Origin of the sequence: Sediminibacillus halophilus (assembly GCF_900103695.1) — a bacterium.
GTDB classification, from domain to species: Bacteria; Bacillota; Bacilli; order Bacillales; family Amphibacillaceae; genus Sediminibacillus; species Sediminibacillus halophilus.
The window spans coordinates 628,665-653,134 of sequence record NZ_FNHF01000003.1; the positions used below are offsets into that span (position 1 = coordinate 628,665).

Annotated in this window: 15 protein-coding genes; 13 read left to right on the plus strand and 2 right to left on the minus strand. The window is 41.6% G+C overall.

The window, feature by feature from the left end; genetic code table 11:
• Positions 1 to 5 precede the first annotated feature (5 nt).
• The 9 genes from BLR82_RS13445 (at position 6) to BLR82_RS13485 (ending at position 16,540) form a co-directional block, all read left to right on the plus strand.
• Positions 6 to 2,729: an alpha-mannosidase gene (locus BLR82_RS13445; protein WP_074599968.1), complete on the plus strand. Its 2,724-nt coding sequence runs from the start codon at positions 6 to 8 to the stop codon at positions 2,727 to 2,729.
• Positions 2,719 to 4,038 carry a glycoside hydrolase family 125 protein gene (locus tag BLR82_RS13450; RefSeq protein WP_074599969.1) on the plus strand — a complete coding sequence of 440 codons (1,320 nt, stop codon included), beginning with the start codon at positions 2,719 to 2,721 and terminating at the stop codon, positions 4,036 to 4,038. Before BLR82_RS13445 ends, BLR82_RS13450 begins: the two co-directional genes overlap by 11 nt.
• Positions 4,039 to 4,121: 83 nt before the next feature.
• On the plus strand, positions 4,122 to 5,891 hold the full coding sequence (locus tag BLR82_RS13455) for a sensor histidine kinase (RefSeq protein ID WP_074599970.1): 1,770 nt from the start codon (positions 4,122 to 4,124) through the stop codon (positions 5,889 to 5,891).
• Complete coding sequence (locus BLR82_RS13460; protein ID WP_074599971.1) at positions 5,884 to 7,398, plus strand: response regulator transcription factor; 1,515 nt, start codon at positions 5,884 to 5,886, stop codon at positions 7,396 to 7,398. The genes BLR82_RS13455 and BLR82_RS13460 overlap by 8 nt, the downstream gene beginning before the upstream one ends.
• Before the next feature lie 184 nt (positions 7,399 to 7,582).
• Positions 7,583 to 8,512, plus strand: coding sequence for an ABC transporter permease (locus BLR82_RS13465; RefSeq protein ID WP_371069593.1), 930 nt, complete (start codon positions 7,583 to 7,585; stop codon positions 8,510 to 8,512).
• Positions 8,513 to 8,531: 19 nt separating this feature from the next.
• Positions 8,532 to 9,509 carry a carbohydrate ABC transporter permease gene (locus BLR82_RS13470; protein WP_083334850.1) on the plus strand — a complete coding sequence of 326 codons (978 nt, stop codon included), beginning with the start codon at positions 8,532 to 8,534 and terminating at the stop codon, positions 9,507 to 9,509.
• Between the two features lie 28 nt (positions 9,510 to 9,537).
• On the plus strand, positions 9,538 to 11,010 hold the full coding sequence (locus tag BLR82_RS13475) for an ABC transporter substrate-binding protein (protein ID WP_074599972.1): 1,473 nt from the start codon (positions 9,538 to 9,540) through the stop codon (positions 11,008 to 11,010).
• 81 nt (positions 11,011 to 11,091) lie between these two features.
• Positions 11,092 to 13,416: a glycoside hydrolase family 3 N-terminal domain-containing protein gene (locus tag BLR82_RS13480; protein WP_074599973.1), complete on the plus strand. Its 2,325-nt coding sequence runs from the start codon at positions 11,092 to 11,094 to the stop codon at positions 13,414 to 13,416.
• Positions 13,409 to 16,540, plus strand: a complete 3,132-nt coding sequence (locus BLR82_RS13485; protein ID WP_074599974.1) for an alpha-mannosidase — start codon at positions 13,409 to 13,411, stop codon at positions 16,538 to 16,540. Before BLR82_RS13480 ends, BLR82_RS13485 begins: the two co-directional genes overlap by 8 nt.
• Positions 16,541 to 16,579: 39 nt before the next feature.
• Here BLR82_RS13485 and BLR82_RS13490 read toward each other — a convergent pair whose 3' ends face one another.
• On the minus strand, positions 16,580 to 19,282 hold the full coding sequence (locus BLR82_RS13490) for an endo-beta-N-acetylglucosaminidase (protein WP_074599975.1): 2,703 nt from the start codon (positions 19,280 to 19,282) through the stop codon (positions 16,580 to 16,582).
• 296 nt (positions 19,283 to 19,578) lie between these two features.
• Here BLR82_RS13490 and BLR82_RS13495 point away from each other — a divergent pair, with 296 nt between their 5' ends.
• A complete protein-coding gene (locus tag BLR82_RS13495) occupies positions 19,579 to 20,391 on the plus strand; it encodes an endonuclease/exonuclease/phosphatase family protein (protein ID WP_074599976.1) in 813 nt (270 codons plus the stop codon).
• A gap of 72 nt (positions 20,392 to 20,463) precedes the next feature.
• Here BLR82_RS13495 and BLR82_RS13500 read toward each other — a convergent pair whose 3' ends face one another.
• Positions 20,464 to 21,525: a C40 family peptidase gene (locus BLR82_RS13500; protein WP_074599977.1), complete on the minus strand. Its 1,062-nt coding sequence runs from the start codon at positions 21,523 to 21,525 to the stop codon at positions 20,464 to 20,466.
• A 254-nt stretch (positions 21,526 to 21,779) separates the two neighbouring features.
• Between BLR82_RS13500 and BLR82_RS13505 the strand changes: the two genes are divergently transcribed.
• The 3 genes from BLR82_RS13505 to BLR82_RS13515 all read left to right on the plus strand — a co-directional run bounded on the left by BLR82_RS13505 (position 21,780) and on the right by BLR82_RS13515 (position 24,204).
• On the plus strand, positions 21,780 to 22,544 hold the full coding sequence (locus BLR82_RS13505; protein WP_074599978.1) for a YveK family protein: 765 nt from the start codon (positions 21,780 to 21,782) through the stop codon (positions 22,542 to 22,544).
• Positions 22,519 to 23,211 (plus strand): CpsD/CapB family tyrosine-protein kinase, encoded by a 693-nt coding sequence (locus tag BLR82_RS13510; protein WP_053218185.1) that lies wholly within the window; start codon positions 22,519 to 22,521, stop codon positions 23,209 to 23,211. The genes BLR82_RS13505 and BLR82_RS13510 overlap by 26 nt, the downstream gene beginning before the upstream one ends.
• Before the next feature lie 228 nt (positions 23,212 to 23,439).
• Positions 23,440 to 24,204 (plus strand): tyrosine-protein phosphatase, encoded by a 765-nt coding sequence (locus tag BLR82_RS13515; RefSeq protein ID WP_074599979.1) that lies wholly within the window; start codon positions 23,440 to 23,442, stop codon positions 24,202 to 24,204.
• Positions 24,205 to 24,470: the final 266 nt, after the last annotated feature.

A 24,470-nucleotide genomic window follows, 5' to 3' on the forward strand; every position in this document is an offset into this window, starting at 1 on the left:
TACGTATGGAAGAAGAAAAGACAAGCGTACATATTATCTCTCACTCTCATTGGGATAGAGAGTGGTACATGGAATTTGAAAAACACCGCTTTTTTTTAATAAACCTTATAGATCGATTAATCGAAAAGCATGATAAGGGCGAGCAGTTTGAGAGTTTCCATTTAGACGGCCAAACGGTCATTCTGGAGGATTACTTTGAAATCAGGCCTGATAGAAAAGAAGCAGTAAAGGAAATGATAGAGCTCGGGAAATTACATATTGGGCCATGGTATGTCCTACAGGATGCATTTTTGACAAGTGCTGAATCCAATGTCCGCAATCTTCTTTACGGATTAAAAGACTCAGAAGCTTACGGCCATTATGTTAAATTAGGATATTTTCCGGATACTTTTGGTATTTACGGCCAGGCACCGCAAATTTTGCAGCAGGCCGGAATTGATACAGCAGCATTTGGGCGGGGGGTTAAACCCACCGGTTTTAATAATATGGTGATGGAATCCGCTAATTTTGAGTCTCCATATTCTGAACTGGAATGGAAAGCGCCAGATGGATCTTCTGTTTTAGGCGTGCTTTTTGCAAACTGGTACTCTAATGGAAACGAAATACCAGTTAACCGGGAGGAAGCAAAAGTTTTTTGGGACCAAAAGCTTGCCGATGCAAAAAAATACGCTTCTACCAATCAACTGCTGTTTATGAATGGTTGCGATCACCAACCACTTCAAACTGATTTGCCTGAAGCGATCCAAACTGCTGAAGAGCTTTATCCCGACATTGATTTTATCCATTCCAGTTTTGACACTTATCGAAAAGAATTAAAACGGCATTTACCGAGTAAGTTGCAAACAATCCATGGTGAACTCCGAAATCAAAAGACTGATGGATGGTCGACGTTAGTGAATACAGCTTCATCACGGGTTCATCTGAAGCAAATGAATCAAACATGCCAAACATTACTGGAAAATGGTGCCGAACCAATGGCAGCATTGGCCCACTTAACCGGAGAACAATATCCAGAGCAATATCTTGAATATGCATGGAAAACATTAATGAAAAACCATCCACATGATAGCATTTGTGGCTGCAGCATAGACGAAGTTCATAAAGAAATGGAAACGAGGTATAACAAGGCGGAATCAGCAGCTTCAATAATCATTAATCAGTCAGCCCAAGCAGTGGCGGAAAAAATAGACACATCATGGTTTTCTGAACGTGCCATTCCTATTGTGGTTTATAACACGTCAGGTTGGAACCGTGACATTATAATCAGAAAAACGGTGGAATTAGAAAAAGTTTATTTTGACGAGAGACCTTTTTCTGAAATACCGGATTACTTGGAATCAAAGCAGACATCGGAATGGCAATTATATGATGCAGGCGGTCGTGCCATTCACGCAGATATCGCGGAAGAAAGAGTGGAATTTGATTACGACCTGCCAAATGACCGTTTTCGAAAACCTTATTTCGCAAAAAAGGCAGAGGTATCATTCTTGGCAAATAACCTTCCTGCGTTTGGTTATCAACTATTTTACCTACTTCCTGAAAAAGGAAAGGAACAGAATGATGCTTCGCTTTTCCTAAACGATCGGCAACTGGAAAACGAGCATGTGCAACTGACCGTCCATGATAATGGTTCCTTCGATTTAATGGATAAAGAAACTGGAAAACAGTATAGCCAACTTGGTATTTATCAAGATACAGGAGATATAGGAAACGAATACATGTTCAAACAAACAAGTGATGGCAAACGGTATTCTACTATCCATGAAAAAGCTGAGATTCAAATTATTAAAGATACTCCTTTGGAGGCAAAAATAGAAGTTATTCATGAATGGGAACTTCCAGCCGAAGCCGACGAATTGTTGGATAAGGAAAGGCAAAACCTTATCTGGCACCCGGATCGTCAAGCAGGGCGTTCCAGCGAAACAAAAATGCTTAACATCAGGACGAGTATTAGCCTGGAAAAGAACGCAAAAGGGCCAAAAATAAAAGCGGTTATCGATAATTCCATAAAGGATCATCGACTGCGTGTGTTGTTCCCGACTGATTTTATTGCAGATCATCACCAAGCGGCCAGTGTTTTTGAAGTTGCTGAACGGCCTAACGTACCTGATGAGGAGTGGGAAAACCCTGCTTTTGATCACCATCTTCAACAGTTTGTCAGTATATCAGATAATGCGAACGGTTTGACGATAGCTACCAAGGGATTGAACGAGTATGAGATATTAGAGGATCGAAATACGATAGCTGTCACGATGCTTCGAAGTGTCGGGGAAATGGGTGACTGGGGTGTATTTCCCACTCCTGAGGCTCAATGTTTAGGCGAAAATACTGCTGAGTGGATGGTAATCCCTCATAAAAGGGGTGTCCTGGAGTCCCATGCTTTTCAAGAGGCATATCAATATTTGATTCCGTGTTTTTGTGAACAAACTACGATACATCCAGGGATTCTGCCATCGTCCATAGAATATTTGGATTGGAATCAGGAAGGATTGGCGATATCGAATATAAAGATAGGGAGAAGCGGCGACCTTTTCATCCGTTGGTTCAATCCAGGAAAACATCCAGTTGCTTTAAAAGCACATGTAAATGGATGTAATCACTTTTATCAAAGCAACATAGTCGAAAAGAAAAAAGAAACACGTAGCCAGACACCGACAATCAATACGGTAGTAGAACCATATAAGATAGTTACCTATGCATTCAGAAAGGATAATGAAAATGAAGATTGAGCAGAAAACCATCCCTTCAGGTTTGGAAAGTATCATCGAGGATGTAAACAATCATTTTAATAATGAATCTTCTATAAAAGAGCTTTTTCGTAATTGTTTCCTGAATACCTATCAAACTACTTTGCGAAAAAAAGTGGACGGCACCACGTTTGTGATTACAGGGGATATACCCGCCATGTGGCTCAGGGATTCCACTGCTCAAATCAGGCCATATTTAATGGCGGCTTCGAAAGACAGCGAAGTTGCCTCCTTTATAAAAGGGGTCATTTTACGTCAGTTTGATTACATTTTACAGGATCCCTATGCCAACGCTTTTAATGAAGAAGCAAATAGTAACGGTCATCAAACAGATGGAACGACCATGGCCCCGATAGTATGGGAACGAAAGTACGAGGTGGATTCCCTCTGTTATCCAATTCAACTAGCCTATCTTTATTGGAAGGAAACAGGTGATGACTCTATCATCAGTGATCCGTTTTATCGAGTGCTCGATGTTATCTTATCGACTTGGAAAGTTGAACAAAACCATGAACAGCAATCGTTATACCGATTTACAAGAAAGGATGTAAGGATTTCCGACACGCTTATTCGGAATGGAAAAGGATCTGAAACGGCCTGGACAGGGATGACATGGTCCGGATTCCGGCCCAGTGATGATGCTTGTCTTTACGGATATTTAATTCCGGCGAATATGTTTGCTGTAGTCGTTTTGGAATATGCAGCGGAAATGTGCCGTTATGGAAAAGAGGAAAGGCTCGCAAAAGAAAGTGCTGCGCTTTCCGAAGAAATCAGGACAGGAATCGAAAAATATGGTACGATTCGGCACCCGATTTATGGTAGAGTTTATGTATATGAAACAGACGGTTTTGGCAGATACCATATAATGGATGATGCAAACGTTCCAAGTCTTTTGGCAGCACCGTATCTCGGCTATTGCAGCTTTGATGATCAAACCCACCAAAATACAAGAAAACTGATTTTAAGCAGGGACAATCCTTATTATTACGAGGGAGATGCCGCAGCTGGGATAGGCAGTCCGCATACTCCGGATCATTATATCTGGCATATCGGCCTTGCTGTCCAAGGCATGACCGCCGTTGCGAAACAGGAGAAAGAAAGAATACTAAACTATTTTTTAACTACGGATGGGAACGAAGGTTACATGCACGAAGGTTTTCATGCAGATAATCCCGGTTTATTTACAAGGAACTGGTTTGCCTGGGCCAACTCGATGTTTAGTGAATTTGTCTTGAGCATGGCGGGGAAAGCGGTAAGGGATAGTCCCTTAAACAAAGAATTGAATAGATAACTGGTAAGCCGTGGGCCATGTCTCACGGTTCTCCTTATACATGCAAGTAACGGTATCCTTGGTTATTTATTGGGGGAATGGGAGTGGAAAAGAGGATAAAGCGGCTCGCACAGTTTTTTCGAAGAAGAATGTTCCATCGCATCTTGCTAATCTATTCTGCTATCATATTAGGTTGTATGTTTATACTGTTTTTTATTACAGACAAGTATTATACGGACGTGGTGGTAAAAAAAGAAATTGACAAGTCTTATCAGCGAGTCGAAAAAATAACCTCTTTTATCGATGATAAAAATGAAAAGGTTTCCAAAGCGGTCCGTGAATTATACTATGACCGTGATTTAATCGAAGATGTCACCCATGCATTACAGTATGATTATAATAACTACCTTTCCTATCGGCTGGATATGTATTCAATGAGCGGTTCTTCTGTCCCGTCACATTTCGGTACCTTTTTAAATAGCTTTTATTCACAGGATGACGGGATAACAGCTGTTTCTCTATCAGATCCTGCAGAAAGAGAAAAGTATTATCAGATTTATAAAAACGAAGCATGGAACCTGAGTAAAGAGGAGAGGGAGGGGAAGCTGTCTGCGAATACCATGCAATCCAGCGATTTGCTGAAGGTTTCCACAAACATCAATAATCCGGTTACGCTCGATCTGGTGGGTTATTTGAATGCCTATTACAGTTTTGATGAAGTGAATCGGATGTTAAAACTGCAAAAGGATCATGTAAAAGCTTCCATATATATATACAATAATGACGAGCAACTGTTATTCCGTTTCGGAGATAAACTAGCGATCAATCCAATTGATAAGCTTGCTTTCGGGGACCAAACCGCGAACCTGGAAACTAATGGTTCAACCTACTATACAAATTCCCTAACGGACAGCAGCGGCAGTTACATGGTTGTCGCGGTGTTGGCTGAATCGAAAATAAAAGAAGTCACAACCAGGCGTAAAACCATGCTGGGAATCACTTTGTTTATATCGTTATTAGCAATTCTAGTTACTTATTGGTCGATTCGACGATACTCACAGCGCTTTCTGAGCATTGAACAAACCATGAAACAGGTTCAGGCGGGGGATTTGGACGTCCGCATTCCTATCAAGAAAGAAACTGATGATTTATCCATCATTGCCGGGAACTTCAATATCATGCTGGATGACGTGAACAATTATATAAAAAAGATTTATTTGTCCAGTATCAAGCAAAAAGAAGCAGAATTGAAGAATTTACAAACTCAAATCAACCCGCATTTTCTCTACAACACGTTAGAGTCCATTCGGATGAAGGCTATATCTGATGGGTCACGCACTACAGCCGATATGATTGTCCTGTTGGCAGATATGTTCCGATATTCCTTGGAGCAGGACGATGTGGTGACATTGGAAGAGGAGATAGCTCATGTATCCAAATATGTAGAACTATTCAAAGTGAGACAGCCTAACAAGTTACAATTCGACGTTCAGTTACCCGCCCACTTAAAAGATAAAAGCTTGCCAAGGTTTATCCTTCAGCCGCTGGTTGAAAACTATATCATACATGGAATAAGACGAAATAAATATGATAACACCCTGGTGATCGCTGTATATGAGGAAGCTGCATGTTTAATGATTTCCATTGTAGATAACGGTAAAGGAATCAAAGAGGAAAAAAAGAAGGTGCTGCAAACCAATTTACGGAATGGACTGCCAAACAACGAGTCATTGGGATTATTTAACGTAAATGAACGAATCCGGTTGAAATATGGCAATACATACGGTCTGGAAATTAGTAGTGAGGAAGAAAAGGGCACTAAAATTTTAGTAAAGTTACCAATCAATGAAATGGAGGCGCGGGAAGATGTATAAACTTTTTATCGTTGACGATGAGCCGTTGATTATGGAAGGTCTATCCTCTTTGATTGATTGGAAAGCATACGGATTTGAGGTGGCTGGAACTGCCCAGGATGGAAGAGAAGCATTCACATCTCTTTCTCAACAGGCCTGCGATTTATTGATCACCGATATACGAATGCCGGAAATGGACGGTTTGCAGCTAATCGAGAAACTGAAGCAATCTGGAATGAGAATGAAATTTATCGTGTTGTCAGGATATCAAGAATTTCCTTTAATAAAGAAAGGTCTTCAGCTTGGCATCGAAAATTATCTATTAAAGCCGGTTCGAGAGCAGGAATTGATCGAAACAATCAAGAATGTCAGGGAAAAAATTGACAGAGCCTATATAAATGATACGACAAGCAACATCCTAAGGGATAATGCAATTTGGCGTTGGCTGAACGGAAACATGAGCTATACTGATTTAAAGGAACGTCTGTCTTTATATGGGATAAAAGGATTACCGCTTCCGTTGCAGTTGGTTCTGCTTAACTTTCCGAAAACAGACCGATTGTCAAATGAGACTTTACGAATAATTCAGCAAGATATGGAAAGGCTTATGCCGGGTGCGGATATGGTTATAACACCGGAGCAGGAACTGGTCGTCCTTTTTCCTCTAGAAAGATCATCGGAAATATCGTGGCAGCAACTTAATACATTGGAGGATTATTTAATCGGAAAGTTGGATGATTTTTATATTACGTTGGGACATCCGATTCACCATTTAAATGAACTTCCATCAGAATTTAACAACATGAAACAGTTGAGCAAGCTGAAATTGTTATTGCCAAAAGAAAAGCATATAATAGCTGAACAGCTTTTCATTCACTCAAATGAACAAATGGCGGTAGAAAATTTGAGCAAACAACCGTTGATTAAATCTTTGTCTGAAGGAAACGTTGACAAGGCGAAGGCTTGGTTATCGGAAGTATATCAACAGTTCTGGGAAAATATCACAAAGGAAAGTCCGACAGAGTTGCGGGCCTTTTTATATGAGCTGACTATCGAACTAAAACAGAAGTTTCATTTGTATGTCGAGGAACAAGTGTACACGGATTTTCTTCACCAAGTTTCCAACGCGGAAACCCGTGAAGAAATGCAAAAGATCCTGAGTCACTTTATCGATCAGCTTGGTGATTTTATAACAAAATGGAATCAGGGAGTAAGCCCGATTATCCAGAGTATATTAAAATACATTGAAAACAACTACCAGGAAGAGATGTCCTTAAAAACATTAAGCTATCAGTTCCACGTAAACAATATTTACCTGGGGCAACTTTTTCAACACGAAGTGGGTAAGTCATTCTCCCATTATTTAAATGAATACAGGATAGAAAAAGCAAAAGAGATTTTAAAGAATTCCCATTTAAAAGCGGGAACGGTAGGAAAGAAAGTGGGATACACGGATGCAGCCTACTTTTATAAGCAATTTAAAAAATATGTTGGTTCAACTCCGTCTGAATGGAGGCCGACTATATAGGATTAGTCGTAGGTTTGTCCGGGCAGGTTAGGACAAGCCTTTTTTAATGCTGCTTCCTGATCAAAGACTAGCGATTTTATGTTTTACAAAACGTTTACAAAATAAGTACATTAAACCTAAAATTTATCAACTACCTTCTATGAAAGCCCTTTCTTATAATGGGGATAAGGAAGGAGGTTGGCCCCTGATGAATTGGTTACGAAATATTTGGAAGAATCGAGTCTGGTTATTGATGGTGCTGCCAGCGACTGTATGGTTTGTGCTTTTTTCCTATTTACCAATGGCCGGCACAGTCATTGCATTCAAAAATTTCCGTTATGATGCCGGTGGCTTCTTTTCCAGCGTCATGAGCAGTGAGTGGGTAGGATTAGAAAATTTCGAGTTCTTATTTAATTCCAGCGACGCATTCATCATTACCCGCAATACGCTATTGTACAATTTGGTATTCATTGTCGTAGGTTTGATTATTTCTGTAACAATTGCCATATTGATCAGTGAAATTGCGAATAAAAGGTTGGCGAAAATTTATCAGACCGGTATGCTGTTTCCGCACTTTCTTTCCTGGGTAGTTGTTAGTTATTTTGTCTTCACCTTTTTAAGTGCAGACCGCGGGATGGTAAACAGCCTGATTGAATGGTTGGGAGGAGATCCGATTTCCTGGTATAACGATCCGGAATATTGGCCCTATATTCTGACCTTCACCAATCTATGGAAAACAGTAGGTTACGGAAGTATTATTTATATTGCTGCTATCGTGGGAATCGACAGAAGTTATTATGAAGCGGCGATGATCGATGGGGCAAGTAAGCTTCAGCAAATCAAAAACATTACCATTCCAATGATCAAACCACTGATAATTGTTCTGACCATTCTCAACATCGGAAATATCTTCAATTCTGACTTCGGGCTGTTCTTCCAAGTGCCGCGAGACTCCGGTCCGTTATACGACGTCACAAATGTCATCGATACATATGTATATCGTGGATTGATGAATTTGGGCGAAATCAGTATGAGTACAGCAGCAGGATTATACCAGTCACTTGTAGGCTTCATTCTTGTATTGGCAACAAATTATGTAGTTAGGAAGATTGATAAGGATTCAGCATTATTCTAGCAGGAAGGAAGGCGAAAAAATGGCAAAGCGAAAAGCTGATATAGTAGAACAACAACCGCCGGCCCTTTCTCCGGTAAAGAATAACAAAAAAAAACGGAAACGATTGAACAATGACAAGTTATCTGGAATTCCCAATCTCATCGTCAATATCTTTATGGCCGGATTTACACTCTTATGTCTGTTCCCTTTTCTTTACGTGATTATTATTTCATTCACAGACGAGCAAACGCTTACGGAAAATGGCTTTCAACTGATCCCGGAAGAGTGGAGTACTTTTGCCTATAGCTATCTGTGGGATATGAAGGCACAATTGATTCAATCTTATATGATAACCATCATCGTAACCGTTCTCGGTACCTTGATCAGTGTATTGACGATTGCGTTATTTGCCTATGCTATCTCGAGAAAACAGTTCCGCTATAGAAAATTGTTTACCTTTATGGCCTTATTCACACTGCTTTTCAACGGTGGAATGGTTCCGCTATATATAGTGGCAACACAGCTGCTTCATTTAAAAAATACCATTTGGGCACTCATTCTGCCTCTTGCAGTAAATGCTTTTTATATTTTGATAATGCGGACATTCTTTATGCGTTCTGTTCCTGAGCCTTTATTGGAATCGGCTCGGATTGACGGTGCTGGCGAATGGCGGATCTTTTTTCAAATTGTTTTTCCGTTGGCACTACCAGGCATTGCTACCATTGCCTTGTTTAGTACTCTCGGATATTGGAATGATTGGTTTCACGCTTTACTGTTTATCGATGAACCGCAACTTGTCCCTTTGCAGTCGTTGTTGATGAAAATCGAAAACAACATCGAATTTTTGACCCAAAATACTCTGGTAAGCGGGCAATCAGCTGAAATGCTGGCAGCAATTCCGAAAGATGCAGCAAAAATGGCGATGGTAGTCATTTCTACCTTGCCCATCGCAGTAGCCTATCCTTTCTTTCAGCGGTTTTTCATACAGGGGCTGACTGTCGGGGGAGTAAAAGAATAAAAATAAAAAGATTCAGGAGGGAATTTTTATGAAGAGATTTCGTTTTATTGGTATCATTGGTCTGCTATTCATCTTGTTATTGGCGGCATGCTCAAACCAGTCGGATGAAGCATCAAGCGAAGGCAAAGATTCGGAAACTGTCACACTGACCTGGTACACAGTGGGCGCACCACAACCGGATGAGGATAAAGTAATGGAAAAGGTAAATGAATATGTAAAGGATAAAATCAATGCGACAATCGATTTAAAGATGATCGACTGGGGCGACTATGAGCAGAAGATGCAGGTGATAACCGCTTCTGGTGAGAACTATGATATTGCTTTTACAGCGTCTTACTTGAACAATTATACGTTGAATGCCAGAAAAGGGGCCTTCCTGGCAATTGATGACCTGCTGGAGGAGCACGGGAAAGAATTGAAAGAAACACTCGATCCTGCTCTTCTTGAAGGGGCGAAAATCGATGGCAAGCTTTATGGCGTGCCAGCAAACAAAGAGGTAGGTCAACAAGCGGTATATGTATTTAATAAAGAGATGCTGGAAAGAAACAACCTTAGCATTGACAATGTTAACAGTTTGGAAGATCTGGAACCGCTGCTTGCTACTATAAAAGAAAACGAATCCGGTGTTACACCATTAGCAACATCCGGTGCTTCTTCTCTTTGGAGACCGTTCCTTCCCTTTGATTATATATTCAATGAACAAATGCCATTTGCGGTGAGGCTCGATGGGAATGGCGAAGAAGTGGTAAATCCTTATGAATCCGAGGAAATGATGGAATCTCTGAAAACGATGCATGAGTATTATAAAAAAGGTTATATTTTGAAAGATGCTGCTACAAGCAAAGAAACCTTCCCGTTTGAGGTAGACAACTGGTTTGTCAGAAAAGAAGGTTACCAGCCGTATGCAGAATTGCTGTGGTCAAGAAATGCCGGTTATGATGTGGCAGTCGCTCCCATTCATGATCCGATTGTATTCAATGGATCGGTAACCGGATCTATCCAGGCAATTTCCTCCACATCCAAGCATCCGGAAAAGGCGATGGAATTCCTGAATTTGTTAAACACAGATCCTTACCTGCGAAATCTGATGGATAAAGGTATTGAGGGAGAACACTATGAGAAACTTGACAATGGAAAAATAAAAGACTTGCCGGCAAGGCTTGATAATTATAATATTTCCAGTTATACACTTGGAAACCAATTCATCCTCGATCTATATGAAGATGATCCGGATGATAAATGGGATGCTTTCAAGGAATTCAATGCTTCAGCAACCAATGCACCTACATTAGGATTTCACTTTGATACAAATCCAGTGCGGACAGAGATAGCTTCTATTTCTAATGTGATGGATGAATTCGCGCCTGCTTTATATACTGGATCAGTAGACCCGGAAGAATATTTGCCGAAAGCAAACGAAAAGCTGAAAGAAGCGGGCATTGATAAAGTAATGGAAGAAATTCAAAAACAATATGATGAGTGGAGAGCAGAAAACAAATAAAGATAGATGATAAAGAACAGAATCTCTTAGATTTAGGAGGTTCTGTTTTATTTAAACGACAGATTGGCTGGTGAAAAATAGATGGAATTTTACGAGGATAAAAGTTTTCCAACGGAAGAAAGAGTCGATCGCTTGTTAAAGGAGATGACCCTTAAGGAAAAAGTCGGCCAGCTAAATCAAAAATTGTATGGATGGCAGGCCTACCGAAAAACAGAAGACGGTTATGAATTGACTGATTTATTTAAAAAACACGTTGAGCAGTTTGACGGAATGGGCGCCTTATATGGATTGTTCCGTGCCGATCCCTGGTCGGCAGTCGACTTTAACAATGGTATTGCGGTAGAAGATAGCGCAATGGTAACCAATATGATCCAAAAATATCTGGAAGATAACACGCGCTTAGGAATCCCCGTTCTGTTCTCAGAAGAATGTCCGCATGGTCATCAAGCACTGGGGAGTACATTATATCCAACCAATATTGGGGCCGGGGCTTCCTGGAACCCCTCGCTGCAGAGACAAGTCTCCTCGCATGTAGCCAGTGAACTGCGGGCGAGAGGGAGCCATTTGGGGTTGGTATCCACACTGGATATTGTCAGGGATCCGCGCTGGGGAAGAACGGAAGAGTGTTTCAGTGAAGATCCCTATTTGTCAGCAAAGATGACAGAGGCAGTATTGGAGGGTATGCAAGGCACTGCCGGAGAGTTTGATGAGGACAAAGCCGTTGCAGTATTAAAGCATTTTGCTGCACAGGGAGCAGGTGTAGGAGGGCATAATTCAGGGCCGGCTTTGATAGGGGAACGCGAGTTAAGGGAAATATTTCTCCCTCCAATGAAAGCAGCGGTCCAAAGTGGAGCCCTTGCCTGTATGGCTGCCTACAATGAAATTGATGGGGTGCCATGCCATGGCAACAAACAATTGTTGACAAACATTTTGCGTAATGAATGGGGTTATCAGGGAATTGTTATGGCCGATGGAACTGCGCTTGACCGGCTGATGATGTTGACGGGGGACAAAGAACTGGCCGCTGCTTACGCATTGGAAGCGGGAGTGGATCTGAGTTTGTGGGATGAAGTCTACTTGTCAATCGAATCAACGGTACGTAATGGAAAAATCGATGAACAATTAGTAGACCAGGCAGTAAGGCGTATGCTGATGATAAAACACAACCTCGGGCTTTTTGACGAAAGGAAATGGACACCTGTTTCTAAGGCGTCACTCATTGTAGGCCACGAAAAATTTGAAAAGACAAACCTGGAAATGGCAAGACAGTCACTTGTATTGTTGAAAAACGAGGAAAACATTCTGCCGCTGGAAGGAATCAAAAAGCTGGCAGTAATCGGACCAAGTGCAGACAATCTGTACAACATGCTCGGCGATTATACCCCGCCGCAAAAACCAGGAAGCGGCTCTACCGTACTTGATGGCATCCGCAGTATGGCCCCAGCTGACGTAGAAATTTCGTATAGCAAAGGCTGCGGCATAAGGGACAGTTCGATGGCAGGCTTTGCTGAAGCAAGGCAGATAGCAAGTGGTTCGGATGTCGCTATCGTTGTCGCAGGCGGTTCCAGCGCCAGGGACTTTAGCATGGATTTCGAAGATAACGGAGCGGTCAAGCACTATGATGCAGCCGAAATGGATTGTGGTGAAAATGTGGATGTCGCCGACTTGTCGCTTGGAGGCGTACAAAGCCAGTTGATCCAACAAATCACAGAGACGGGTACGCCGGTAGTGTTGATTCTGATTCAGGGGAGACCCCATGCTATCCCTTGGGAAGCAGAACACTGTTCCGCCATTCTGTGTGGATGGTATCCGGGACCTTCAGGTGGAACAGCGATTGCTGAAGCCATATTTGGCAGGTTCAACCCGTCAGGAAAGCTTCCTGTATCGATCCCGGCCTCCTCGATGCAGCTGCCTGTCTATTATAATGCGAAGGATAGCGGTGCAAAAGAGGATTATTTCGATATGAGCGGTAAGGCTCTTTTTCCTTTTGGCCATGGATTGAGCTATACTACTTTTTCTTATCGGTTCATGAGTAATGAAGAAAAAAGCTTGAGCTTGTCTGAACTTGAGGAGGGAAACCAGTTTGACATTGCAGTGGAAGTGAACAATGTCGGAGAGCGGGCTGGTTATGAGGTGGTCCAGTTATATATAAAGGACATGGAAGCAAGTGTTACACAGCGAAAGAAGGAATTGAAGGGTTTCGATAAAATTTGGTTAGAACCTGGAGAAAGCAAAGTAATTCATTTTCAGTTGGGGAAAGAGCAGCTTTCCGTTTGGAATATACAAATGAAAGAAACGGTAGAACCTGGCCTGGTCAAAGTAATGGTTGGCGGGTCATCGGAAACAACAACAAATGTCATTTTGCGAATAACCAAGGAAAGGTTGGGAGGGGAAGAGAGTGCGTAGAATTGAACGATTGATCCGTTATTTAACAGACTATCAATATAGCAGACTCGTAACAATTGATGCGTGGGAGCTGCGAAGGGCTGTTTATGAGAAGCCGGGCCAATACCATAATTTAGAAAGTGGGATGGTTAAAAAAGGAGAGTGGCTTGTCGATTCAGGGACAACCGTATTCCTGAAAACCACTGTCAATATTCCAGGGGATTGGAAGAAGGAGGAGCTCGGTTTCATCTTTCGCAGCGAGGGGAAGGGGGGGCCTTCATACTGTGAATCCCTGGTTTCCTTCAATGGCGAACCGGTTCAAGGTTTAGATCGGAATAAAAACTTTGTCACCATTCCGTCTTCCGCTGTCACCAAAGATTGCTTCTCAGTCGAAATGGAATTGTTTAATCCGGAAGCGATTCCAGACGATAAACTAAGGGGATTCAACCAGGTAGCAAAAGCAGAAACAGAACCTCCACCGGTTTATTTCCACGATAGCTCCATTGTAAGGGTCAATAGATCGATTCAAAGCCTATTGTTTACATTGGAAACACATTACGCAGCAGCGCTGTTGCTTCCTGATTCTGATCCACGGCGCTCCTTATGGCTAAACGAAATGGAAACCATCGTGGAAGCTGTTGGAATTCCAGACAAAAAGCAATTAACAGATGAAACTTGGCGGAATTATGAAGAATCGTTAATAAATGCGGCTCAAAAGTTTTCCGGTTACCGGGAGGGGACAATACGGGCGATCGGGCAATCACATATTGATTTAGCCTGGCTGTGGCCCATGAAGGAAACGGTCCGAAAAGCAAGCAGAACCTTTTCCAGTATGTGTACGCTGCTTGATGAATATGATACGTTTCGCTTTGCACAGAGTCAGCCGCAATTGTTTGCGTTTTTGAAAGAACACCATCCTAAGATTTTTGAACGGGTTAGTCAAAAAATAAAAAATGAAAGAATGGAGTTAATCGGCGGGATGTGGGTTGAGCCTGACCTGAACATCCCGTCGGGTGAGTCGCTTGTTCGCCAGCTTTTGTACGGAAAGAAATTCTATAACAGTGAATTTGGCCAAGAATCACGGGTGGAATGGCTGCCGGATACTTTTGGTTACTGTGCCTCCCTTCCGCAAATACTGAAAAAAGCAGGAACCGATTACTTTATGACCACAAAACTGAACTGGAATGACACCAATCGTTTTCCGCATGATTTATTTTATTGGGAAGGAATCGACGGTACAAAGATTTTATCCTATTTACATACCATACTAGGACAGGAGACATACCCGAAGGAGATAAAAAACACCTGGGAAGATTTCAAGCAAATACAACAATACCCTGAAAGAATGCTTGTATATGGGTACGGGGATGGCGGGGGTGGCGTCACTAGGGAAATGGTGGAGCGGCTTGAAAGAACCAGGTCCCTGCCAGGTCTTCCAGATGTAGAGTTCGACACTGTCCATGGCTTTTTTGACCGGATCGATCAGCAAAAACCACCGCTTCCTGTCTGGTATGGCGACTTGTATTTAGAGTTGCACCGTGGCACCTATACCACTCATGCAGAAGCAAAGAAAAGCAATCGCCAGGCGGAGGTACTGTACCGGGAAGCGGAAGTATGGAACAGTCTGGCCTATATGATATACGGATATGATTATCCAACAGAAAAGCTGGAGGAAGGATGGAAACTGTTACTTCTTAACCAATTCCATGATATAGTTCCAGGTACCTCCATCGAGAGCGTCTATGACTTGTCAACGCAGCATTATGATCAAATCTTTTATATAGGAGATGAGCTCAATCGACAAGCAACAGAGTATCTCAGTACGTCAATCGACACGGAAGGACCTGGACGACCACTCGTTTTGTTCAACAGTCTCAGCTGGAAACGCGACGGCTTGATTACTCTGTCAGACGGGAAGAAATTAGCTGATACAGTTGTTTGCGGGAAAGATGGATCCGTATATGAAATGGATCTCCTTGCTGGAGAAGATGGGAATGATACCCTTATTGCCCGTGTACCGGATATTCCCGAATTAGGTTATACAACAGTCTGGCTACAGGAGAGAAGCGTTGAGGAAACGGTAACTCCCGAGAACCGGGATGAGTTTGAAGGAAAGTGGGAAACGGCGTTTTTTAAAGTCGAGTTCACGTCGGAAGGATGGATGAGCAGGCTGTATGACAAACAGGCTGATAAAGAGATTATCAAGCCAGGTAATATCGCCAATGAACTGCAACTGTTTGATGATCTGCCGACCGACTGGGATGCTTGGGATATTGATCCGTATTATGAGAATCAGCCGGTAAAAAATAGTCAGCTTAAAAAGATGGACATAACGCATAAGGGGAATATCTTTGATCAACTGACCTTTCAGTGGGAAATCAATGATTCCTTTGTAACGCAAAAGGTCACATTCTATCATCATGACAAGCGAATTGATTTTAAAACGGAAGTAGACTGGCAAGAAAAACACAAGCTGTTAAAAGTCGCTTTCCCTGTTAATATTCACAGTCGAAAAGCTAGCTATGAAATCCCGTTTGGCTCTGTTGAACGGGCGACCCATAACAACACTTCCTGGGAACAGGCTCAATATGAGGTGTGCGGTCAACGCTGGGCCGATTTATCGGAAGGTAATTATGGGGTCTCTCTCTTAAATGACAGTAAATATGGATACGATATTAAGGACAATTGTATTCGTTTATCTCTGCTCAGGGCCCCAAAGTGGCCGGATGAAACTGCAGATATAGGGACACATACTTTCACATATAGTCTCTTCGCTCATGAGGGAGACTGGCGCAAGGCTAAAACAGTTCATGCAGGTTATGAATTGAACAACCCCGTCACCATAGTCAATGCAGCCAACCATAAAGGGGATTTGCCATCTAGTCAGTCTTACATGAAAGTGAAAAGCGATACGGTAATAATAGATACAATTAAAAAGGCAGAGGAAGCAGAAGGTCTTATTGTAAGAACATATGAGGCAACAGGAAGTGAAGCAGAAATCCTTATGGAAAATCAATTCCCTGTAAGGAGAATGACGGAAGTAAATCTACTGGAAAGTAAATTGGATAGCATGGAAGAGAGTAACGGGAGACTGGAACAAAAATTGTCACCTTATGAAATTTCAACCGTATTGCTTCTTAAATAGAAACTGGATCAGCATTGCTGATCCAGTTTCTATTTGTTTTTATTCTTCGACGGTATAAGAAACAGGATCTGATTTATTGCCCGAATAATCTTCTAATACCACTTCCACTTGGTCCCCTGAAGTTACATTTGTAAGGTGTTTTAAAGAGTGGGTTCCGCGAATAAGATAATCGGACACTTCGTTACTATGAGGCATATCATGCTGTATTAATTCACCGTTCACGTATAGATAAAGGTGATGCCAGTCTTCAGGAGTAGGGATATCAAGTGATAACACACCATCTTCTACATCAATGCCACCAGTATATGGAGCAGGAACGATATCGTTCAAACGCCCACTATGAGTGATTCCGCGTGCCTTTGATTTCAAGGGTTTGACTGTGAGGTCGTATCTGCTTCCATTCGGATCATCTATCGGTATTTGCAGCTCGTTAACTCCTCTATCTACATAAAAAACCAGTTCATCGCCGCCTTTGGTAAGCGTTACTTCTGTTTTAGACGTGCCTTGCTGCTTCCATTTCACTTTGAGGGATTCGTCTTCTTCTTCCACCTGAAGGTCGCTTACTTCTTTTTTGAAATCATACGTAAATTTTGCCGGACTGCTTTCTGTGCCATCCGGTCCGACGGCCTTTAAAAATAATGTCGCTTTTTTCGATTCCCCAAATAGGGATTTAATATAGTAATGGTCATCATATGTTCCGCCAAGGAAGACTGTGTCCCCATTAGAAAGCTTCGCATACAAATGATATTTACGGACTTTGTTATAGTCATTCAAATCCCAGCTTACTTTCATTTCGTTTGTGTCAAAAGCTTTTTCAAGCTGAAAATTGGATGGCTTATCGGGTCTAGTTTTTTTGCCATCGGAAAGTTTTATTTCGCCGACATTTATTTGGTAATCTTTTGTACTCTCTTTGCCAGGCGAGAAACCAAGACCGAAAGCGGCAAGTTCTCTTCCTGCTTCATCCTTTAGATTGATTTTTTGCGTAATCCATTTGTCTTTCTGCTTGTCGCTATGCGGGATTTCCATATAAACGATCTCCTCAGGTTCGTCTTTAAAAATGAATCCCGCTTTCAATGTTCCTTCATCGTCACTAGATTTTTGATAGGTAATATCAAAGCTGGAGTCCTTTGTAATATTCAAGTCTGTTTTATACAATCTCAGAAAATGATCCTCTTGCAGGTTCCCATCTATCACAAGGGAGCTTCCACCCTTGTAGCCGCCTACTGGTTTATAATTGAAGTTTTCGCCGGAAACGTAATCTTTACCGTAATCAAAATCGACTTTCAACGTAGTTTCTTTCCCAGAGTTGTTCTCGAGCCACCATTGCCAGGTAGGAAGAATATCTTGCAGGTTTATGTTCGACCATTCATCCTTGTTGACTACTTCTCCGTTCTGATAATACCTCAAACCGTGTCCGGTATTGAAGTTGGTGACAAATCTGGTCCCGTTTATCACAGAGCGTTCAGCAATATAGGAAGCAATACCATCCCATTTCGGATAGTCTTCGTTCCTGCTTGCATTTGTTGGATCCTGGTTCGGGCCCGACCACCATATACGCTCCCGTTCAAAGACCTTATACTGGTTATCGTTATCGGTACGGTCCAATCCAGTATCAGCATCCAGTTCACCAAGCACGAATTCTGATCCTAACGTTGCGATCGCCGTTTTGGGATTTCCCTGAGGGTCAAGAATATCCCGGAGGTTATATGGCTGGTTATACTTATACATGCCGGCCTCTACACCCGTGAAGACAGTATAAAGGGGATTCAATCCCAGGCTTTCCGCATGCTGTTTTGAATTTTCAATTCTTTGCTCGTTCCACCAATAATTGAGGAAAATCGAGTCTGACACTCTTCCTAGTAAGCTGTCCTTTACAAAGGGGCTGTTTAACTGGTTGAATTCATTTTGGTAAGCAATCTTACCGCTTGGATCTGTTACGGAGTCATACCATTGAATATACAGCCCTTTATCTCGCATCTCCTGCATGAACTCTTTATAAAGACTTATTTCAGATGGTGAAATGTTTGTTTCCTGGTTGATAAAGTACCCATCAAAACCGTAAAATTCCGCCATTTCGACCAGTTTTTCAGCAACAGGAAATTGATTATTATCATTTTGAATCAGCAGGTCACTATGTGTTTGACCCTCTCTTGGTAAAAATATCGTGCCCAGAGAGAGAGTTCCGTTTTTGTGAGCAGCATTGGTATAAGCGGGGTTTGGCAAGTTAAGGATGCCGAATTCAAAGTGCCGCTCCGTCCAGTCTGCTTCGGGATCGTACAATTCTTCTGGAACCTCAGAAGTGGGCAAACCATGCCAGGAGGCAAAGATGTCGGTGTACTGCCAGTAATTATGCAGTAAGCTATCGAAGTTATCGTTGGCTTGATAAGATTCAAAAAAGGCGTTCCCATAATCTCCGGCAAGATTAAGCATTTGCGTATCAGGGGAGAGGGAAGGATCGGCCTGGGTCGCCGTAAAAGGTATGTTGCGTTCTTGAAGTGGAATAGAGGCTTTTAGATATTCGGCATTAGGATCCGTATCCGGTGACCAATTCAGGATATCTAATACTCTATAACCGTGGGCATACGGCTGGTTATCCCCTTTTTCGCCTTGTCCCTCTATGGGAAGTGTATCCCCGGCCATGACTTTTGAGCTTAAGCTAGTTATTCCAAGAAGAAAGACGATTACGGTTAATAAAAAGAGATGGAGATGATGGGGAAAATATGTGGCTTTCCTATTTACCATAAAAACGCACACTCCTCTGTTATTTTGATGAACTTTCTATGCGTGCCTCCTTTATTAAAAAGTAAGGTATTTGTTTTACAAAACCCTATCAATAGTATAAGTAAGCGCTTTCGTAATAGGTAGTAGAAAAATGTTAGTTTGGATGCAATAAGTTTATATATGTTGATCAACCAAGAAATTGGGGTATTTTTAAAAACATATCCTCCAAAGGCCAGGAGATAATATGCATATTATCAAGCCTTATTGCATTGTTTGTAAGGCAGGCCATTTAAATTATCTTTGGGGGGAGAAACGAAGTGAAAAAGTTTTTGCTAAGTTTCCTGGCAAGTATTGTTTTCCTATTCGCCTCAGGTTTAGAAGTATCAGCTGAATCTCAAGGGAAGCAAGTGTCGGTCGATGTTATGTCTTATAACATTTACCATGGAGTAGGACTTGACGGAGAGTTGAATTTGGAGCGCACCGCAAATGTCATAAAGGCAGCTGACGCAGAAATAGTAGGAATTCAGGAAGTGGACCGCCACTATGGTGACCGCAGTGAATTTAAAGACGTGGCAAAAGAATTGGCTGATTTACTAGGGTACCATTATGTATTTGCAGCTAATCTAGACTTGGAACCAGCTAATGGGCGCACGGAGAATAGACAGTATGGAACAGCCATTCTTAGCGAGTATCCAATTATCGACTCGGAAAATGTCTTCCTTAGCAGTTTTGGCCAGGAACAGCGCGGTTTACTTCGGACTAAAGTAAATGTTCGCGGTATCCATTTGAATGTCTACAATACTCATTTAGGGTTGGACGTGGTTAGCAGACTGGCACAAGTAGGTGAGATAATCGAAGTTGCCTCCGATCATCCGGGGTCTTCCTTCTTGATGGGCGATCTTAATGCTGAGCCTGATAGTGAGGAATATCAGCTGTTAGTTGACCAAACAAATTTTGTGGATGCGTTCGCGAATGTAGATAACGCAAATACATTTCCGGTAATTGATCCTATCAAGAGAATCGATTATATTTTCGCTACTCCAGATATCGAAGTCGATAATCAGCGAGTAATCCGGACGGAAGCATCTGATCATTTACCAGTAGCAGTGGAGGCGTTTATCAGTAGGTGAAGAAATCTAATGAATTTTAAAACAATCCAAACAGTGCCCCAACCGAGAACCTCGATTGGGGCACTGTTATAATCAATAAAACCGCTTAAAGCCATCAAAGTGCTTTTTCCAATAAGAGTTATCCAAACTAGTCACTTTCACACCGCTTGATTCAGCTGAAATAAAACTGTTATTCCCTACATAAATACCGATGTGAGAAATACCTGCCCGATATGTGCCTTCAAAGAACACCAAGTCACCGAGCTGCGGTTTATTGACATAGTAGGAACGGTTATAATATCCATCGGTAGAGTACCGGCCAATGCTTTTACCCGCTTTATTATAAAGGTAATAGATAAATCCGCTGCAATCAAAACCGCTTGGTGATGATCCTCCCCATACGTAACCGGTCCCTATGAAACTTTTTGCTTCATCGATCAATTTGGTAACGTTGTAATCAACAGTCTCGGACTCTACTTTTGTATCAGGAGTATCTTTTTTTGTTTCAGTTGATGAGTTGTTGTTGCCGCCATTTACTTTCAGCTTCTGTCCAACATAAATCAAGTCAGATGACAATCCGTTCCATTTTTTAAGATCGCTTACCGATACACCAAACTTACTGGCAATTTTTCCGAGATAGTCACCAGAAACTACCTTATATGTAGTTTTCGTAGAACCAGAAGACGAATCTGTTGTTTTATTTGAGTTTCCCGTATTACCAGAATCGGAGTTAGAACCAGAAGAAGACTTGGAGACAACAAAAACATCGCCAGGATAGATCAATGTTGTCGTAAGGTTGTTCCATTCCATTAGATCGGATAAAGAAATGTTGTGCTGGGCGGCGATTTTGCTAAGTGAATCGCCTGATTTTACTGTGTATGTAGTAGACTTAGAAGAGGTTTCCTTTGTAGCCTTTTTTTCTTCCTTTTTCGTGGAAGAGGATTTCCCGTCCACCTGTAAGACTTGATTAGGGAATATGATATTGTTATTTAGCTTGTTTACTGATTTCAAAGAATCGACGGAAGTATTATACTTTTGGGCAATAGACCAAAGCGAGTCACCTTTTTGGACCTTGTAGGAAGCAGCTTCTACTGTCATGCTGTAGGATGAAGCAATTACAGCTGTGGCAGTAACCGATAATAATGTTTTTTTCATTCCAACTTTCCCCCTTATATACCGTTCTTTTACAAGTTTTTCTATTAAAATAGTATAGCATATAGGACGAAAGATTCTTTGTTTTGTAATGAAAATGTAATATTAATTGTTTCTATATTCTAAGTGGTACGCTCCCTATACTTAATAGATTGGTATTTCCTGCAAAAACATTATGTCACCAATTGTTAAATTGTGTTATAATTTCGAAGATGCTTGTTAGCGTAGCAAAGTAGAATTTACCGGGGGGGAAAGGCATGGAAGAAACTATTTCATTGAAGGAAATTTTTGAGGTAATCAAAAAGCGCCTGAAGTTAATTATAGTGTTAATTGTTGGGGCTGCTGTTTTGAGTACAATTATCAGCTATTTTATCATTACGCCAACATACGAAGCCAGTTCGCAGTTTATCGTCAACCAAAATACCAATAATAAGGAAGAATCTGTTGAAATAAACGAAATTCGTTCCAACGTTGAACTCATCAATACGTATAATGTGGTAATTAAAAGCCCGGCGATCTTAGAACAGGTCGCGGATGAATTGCATTTGAATCTTACCGCTAGTCAGTTAGGTGAAAAAATACAAGTGTCGAGTGAACAAAATTCGCAAGTAGTAAATGTGACAGCATCTGACATTGATCCAGAAACCGCTGCCTCGATTGCGAATAAGACGGTAAATGTTTTTCAGGATCAGATTCCTGATTTAATGAACGTAGATAATGTAAAGATACTTTCAGAGGCTGATATAACGGCAAACCCTTCACCGGTGAGTCCTAAACCAATGCTGAATATTGCCATTGCCATTGTGCTAGGTGGAATGGTCGGTGTTGGTCTAGCATTCTTGCTGGAATATATGGATAACACAGTTAAAACAGAATCGGATGTAGAGAAGAAATTAGAGATGCCGGTCCTTGGTGCTATCTCTCATATTAGCGAGGATGATATGGTGGCACATCAATTCGGAAATGCAGCCAATCCAAGGGGAAGGGGAGAGTTAAATGGCCAGACGAAAAAAACTGTCTAGAAGCAACATCCGTCACTTAATTACAAAAATGAATCCCCGCTCGCCTATTTCTGAACAGTACCGAACCATCCGTACTAATCTTCAATTTGCAGCTGTAGATGAAGAACTAAAAACGATGATGGTAACTTCTTCCGGGCCCTCGGAAGGTAAGTCTTCCACGGTAGCGAATATGGCAATCGTTTTTGCACAGCAAGGAAAAAGTGTGCTTCTGATTGATGGAGATATGAGGAAGCCAACCCTGCATTACACTTTTCGGATGGATAATCGATTTGGTTTGAGTAATGTCCTTGTAGGCGAAAAATCTTTGGGCGAATCCGTGGTACAAAGCGATGTGCCAAATTTGGATTTGCTTTCTTGTGGACCAATCCCGCCTAATCCCTCAGAGCTTTTAGGATCAAAGGCGATGGAAAGGATGCTTGAAGAAGCTTCCGGGCGTTACGATTTAGTCATTTTTGATACCCCGCCTGTTCTGGCGGTAACCGATGCGCAAATTTTGGCGAATCTCTGTGATGGGGCATTAATGGTAGTGCGAAGTAAGCAGACTGAGTACGAGGCTGCACAAAAAGCAAAGGAACTTCTTCAGCCGGCTAAAGCCAAGCTACTCGGAGTCGTACTGAATGATTTGGAACAGAAAAAAGGTCATTATTACTACTATGGAACAAACTAATCAAAAGATTCTTCCTTTATTTATAGGAAGAATCTTTTTGTAAAATACGAGTCGATAACTTCACTAGGAAACTATGTCGGATGAATTGGAAATGAAAGCAATTTCAATTTGACTACTTAAAAAATGAGCCTATTCTACATGTTTCTACATGATTTGCTGTTCAAGTTTTTGTAAAATCCTGCTATAATAACAAAGGTGGATAACCAAAAATATAGGGAGGTTGGCTTTTTGATTGATATACATTGTCATATCCTGCCAGGAATTGACGACGGGGCCAAGCATATGGAAGATAGTCTGGAAATGGCGCGCGAAGCTGTCTCTCAAGGTATTCATACCATTATTGCAACGCCTCATCATTTAAATGGCAGATACAATAACTATAAAACTGACATTCTAGGCTATGTAAGCCGATTGAATAATCGATTGCAGGATGAAAATATCCCTCTGACTGTATTACCTGGACAAGAAACAAGAATAAATGGAGAGATGATAGACCACTTGGAACAGGAAGAGCTCCTTCCGCTTAATGGTAAAAGCTATGTATTTGTCGAATTACCATCCGATCATGTACCTCGTTATACAAAACAATTGCTGTTTGACTTGCAGGTGCAGGGGTATAATCCGGTTATCGTTCACCCGGAAAGAAACCGGGAATTGATTAAAGACCCTGATCAGTTATACGAATTTGTTAAAAATGGCACGTTAACACAAGTGACGGCGGCAAGTATCGTCGGAAAATTCGGTAAACCCATTCAAAAGTTCACCCAACAATTAATCGAAGCAAATTTAACGCACTTTATATCTTCCGATGCACACAATACAACTAATCGGGGTTTTTGTATGCAAGAAGCCATAACCGAGATTCAAACAACATACGGAAACTCCCTGATTTACTACTTTATGGAAAATGCCCAGTTGGCAACCGAAGGTGAAATAGTAGTAGGGGATGTGCCTGAAAAAGTGAAGAAAAAGAAGTTCTTAGGTTTATTTTAAATCAAGCATTAATGGGTGATGCCTCCTTACCCACATAAATGTAGACACTCGGTCACGCTGTGGACAGGATACTTTCCGTGCCATAGAGGCTTGTCGTCGCCGGCAGGATGTGAGGGTGGGTTAAATGCCCGTTATGTTTATTACCCCGCAAGCAGTATGTGATAAACATGGAATAGTAAATAACTAGTGAAGAGTTGTTTTGCAAAATGCCTTTTCACTAGTTATTTACTATTTACACATACTTACGAAACATAACGAACTGGGGG